Origin of the sequence: Pseudomonas sp. (genome assembly GCF_049645325.1) — a bacterium.
In the GTDB taxonomy this organism is placed as follows: Bacteria; Pseudomonadota; Gammaproteobacteria; order Pseudomonadales; family Pseudomonadaceae; genus Aquipseudomonas.
In genome coordinates, this window is the sequence record NZ_JBARTQ010000225.1 from 1 (window position 1) to 3,405 (window position 3,405).

Here is a 3,405-nt window from a genome sequence, read left to right on the forward strand (position 1 = left end):
GGCCAGTTTCGGTTATGACGATTACCAACAGGCGCAGTTCGACAAACACGCAGGCATTCTCGACCTGCCCCTCACCGTCCAGGCGCAAAACCAGCTGCAAACCGGCAGCCTGGAATTGCGGCTGCAAGGCGCTACGACGGTCATTGCTGCAACCCAGCAGATGTGGACCGCCGAGGTGGTAGAGAGCGCCGGCTTTATCGACGTGGGCGACACCAAGACACTGCAGATCATGGTGCAATACGATGGCCAGCCCGCCCCGGCCGACACGGTGTTGTGGGTAGCGGAATACGGCAACGCCTACATGCTCTGCACCACCGATTACTACCTGGCCTTCAGCAACAACGCCGATTTCACGCTGTTCAACAACGACCCGGCCAACCCGGCGAACAACAGCGCCAACCTGCCACAGTTCAAAGGCGCGCCGACGCTGCTCAGCCAGGTGACCGATGGCACGGGGCGCCAGTTGATGGCGACGCGGCTTGCGGTGTCGGTCGACCAAATGACGCCGGTGACTTACCAGCAATTCCTGCCGACGCCGGCGTCTGTGGCCTTGAGCCCGACCCTCACGTTCGCCGACCCGGTTGCGATGCAAGGCACCCTGCAAGACCCGCTGAACAGCGCGGTGCAATACAGCCTCACCAAGATCCAGACCGACGCCAACGGCATCGCCAAGCTGACCGTCACGGCCCAGGCGCCGGGTTTTCCGACCTTGCGCTTCTTCCTGCAGCAAGGTCAGCAAGCGCCCACCATTCCATTCAGCTTCCCGCTGGGCCAGGCCTACACCGACTTCCTCGCACCGCTGCGCGTGCTGCCATTGGAGCCGCAGATGCAGCAGGATTTCGTCACCGCGTGGAACAAGATCTACATGAACCAGAACGCCGGCACGCTGATCTGGGAGAGCTTCATCTACCCCTTCATCCTGCAGCCGTTCTATTACCTCTATCCGATCATGAGCAAGTACATGCCGCTCAATAACCTGACGCGCATCGAAGGCGCCGTCGACCAACTGATCGTACTTATCAGCAAGGCGTACCAGGAAGAAAGCACGCTGGCCATGCCCATCACGCGGGACATGCCACAAAGCCGTCGCGCCGTGCTGGAGCTGTGGGCGCAGGCCTTGGTGAAGCGCAATTACCCGCCTGTGCCGCTCAGCATGAGTGACTACTCGTAAGCCACAAACAGGACCACCGGGTGACGCGCCTGTTACCCGGATTTCAAAGGAGTGTGTCTATGAACGCCAACCTCTTGAGCCGGCTGTTGTTGCTGATGCTGTTGCTCAGCCCCGCCGCGTTTGCCGCCGACGACAGCGGCGCCGTGTACTTCACCAATGGGGTGCATAACAGCGAAGGGTGCAACGAACAGAACGGCAATTGCATCGCCAAACGCTTGCCCGGCGAGCCGTCCGACCCGTTCTTTCCCGCGCAATGGATCAGCAACTGGACTATGTACCGGGTGATGAACAACTATGAGAAAAACCCGCCGCCCTACAGCAACCCGCCGTCCACGCTGAAACCGGCTGACTACACGGTGTCCCAGGGCACCAGCTACTACGACGCCACCTATATTCCGGCGGATGGCGACGGTTTCGGCGCGATGCTGGAGCACTACGAGAAGTACTGCCTGCCGATCTTCCCGATCAAGAACAACAACTACAGCTGCTCGTTCGTGTCTTTGGGCAACAAGGCGTACTTCCTGACCTACCCGCAGGACCGTCCGAAAGACATGCCGGCGTGCTGCATGTTTTCGCCGATGAACCATCCGCCGCGCCAGGATTTCGTCCAGCACCTGCCCTACAGCGTCACGCGCAGCCAGAACCTCGGCGGCAGCGTGCAGGCCTATGCCCTGGACCTGCAATCACCGGCGGGGCCGATCCTGTTCGGCTACGCGTTCAACAAGCAACAGAGTGGGCAACCGCCCTACCGCTCACCGCAGTCGTTCTTCTTTTCCGGCGACGTCAGCGTCGCCAATGCGCCCATCGTCAGCCAGAACTACACGAACTTTCGCATCGCCAAACCTGACCCGCGCCAAACCTGGGATCAAGTCGCCGCCATGTGCCCGTCGAACCCGCCGCCGTGCCAATTGTTCGAGCCGCCGGCTTCCCAGAGCAATGGCCGCAAAGCGCAATGGAACCAGCTGATGCAGCGCACGCCCTGACCACAAGGATGGATCGCCATGAAAACGCTACTGAGTGTGATGTTACTCGGGCTGGCCAGCCTGTCGGCCCAGGCGCGGGAAGCGCCGCAGCCGGCCACCGTGGCCACCCAACTCAATTGCCAGCCGCCCAGCAGTGCACCGGCAGCCACGGCCAGCCAGGATCAGTTCGACCAATACAGCTGGCAGATGTTTATCGCCCTGAACTGGCCGGCCCAGGACGGCCAGCGCGGCACGCCCAATTGCAGCAAACAGCCTGGCGACGCCGGCTACACCGTGTGGCAGACCTACAAGACCGTCAGCGAAATCTTCCTGCCGGGTGCCGCCAACCCGGGACCGTGGAACAGCCCGCTGACGGCCAGGAGCCTGGGCATCATCAACATCGCCGCGTTGAAGAACAGCTCGCTGGTCAACTCCATCGACCAGGCCGTGGGTGGCTGGCTGATCGACCAGGCCGGTAACCCGACCTACTACGATATTTCGGCCAACCAGACGTCCTACAACTACATCGTGGGCAACACCTTCTACAACGCGAATGTGGTGTCCAAAGCCAACAACATCAACTTCCCCAATGGCGTCATCGAGATCAAATCGAGCTGGCGCATCCTCACGCCGCGCGACAATGCCAGCCACTACCTGACCCAGTTCGCACGCGTGGCCACGTTCAACAGCCAGGGCCAGCGCACCGGAGTGACCGAGGCGTACCTGGGGTTGGTGGGCCTGCATATCATCACCAAGGTCAACGGCTACCCGCAGTGGATCTGGTCGACCTTCGAGCAAATTGAAAACGTGCCGCCCAAAGCCCTGGTCAATGGCCAGTGGGTCGACCAGCCGGCCACCGGCATCGCCTATTCCTACTTCACCCCGCTGGCGCCCGCCGCCACGTTGAATCAGTCGCCGTGCACCTGGCAAACCCAAGGCACGCAACTGGTGTGCGTGCCCAAGCCCGGGACCACCTTCAAGACACCTAACCCGCTGAACCGGGTGACGCCAATCGCCAGCGCGACCAATTGGGTCAACGCCAACTACCAGGCCAACCCAGGCCTGCAACGCAGCGTGTTGAAGTATTACCAGCTCATCACCACCCAGCGCCCGCTGATGCCGAACAACCCCAGCAACCCCCTGGGCCAGCCGACGCCGTCGTTGTCGGCCAACGTGACCATGGAAAGTTATATCCAGCCCAACAGCAGCTGCATGAACTGCCACTCCATGGCGAATGCGGTGAAGAGCCCGTTCAAGTCCGACTTCTCTTAC

General features: G+C 61.4%; 2 protein-coding genes and 1 pseudogene. All 3 read left to right on the top strand.

Annotated features, from left to right (window positions below):
• Positions 1–1,171: pseudogene (locus tag WBB95_RS09720) on the top strand (hypothetical protein); the annotation flags it as partial.
• A 59-nt stretch (positions 1,172–1,230) separates the two neighbouring features.
• The gene (locus WBB95_RS09725; protein WP_424487390.1) at positions 1,231–2,154 is read left to right on the top strand and encodes a hypothetical protein; all 924 of its coding nucleotides are present in this window, start codon (positions 1,231–1,233) and stop codon (positions 2,152–2,154) included.
• An 18-nt stretch (positions 2,155–2,172) separates the two neighbouring features.
• Positions 2,173–3,405, top strand: a 1,233-nt coding sequence (locus WBB95_RS09730; protein WP_424487391.1) for a hypothetical protein, incomplete at its 3' end; no start/stop codon positions are given.

What these genes read in the sequence shown, in the direction of transcription:
- WBB95_RS09725 (WP_424487390.1), top strand. Translation starts at nt 1,231, where the DNA reads ATGAACGCCAACCTCTTGAGCCGGCTGTTGTTGCTGATGCTGTTGCTC.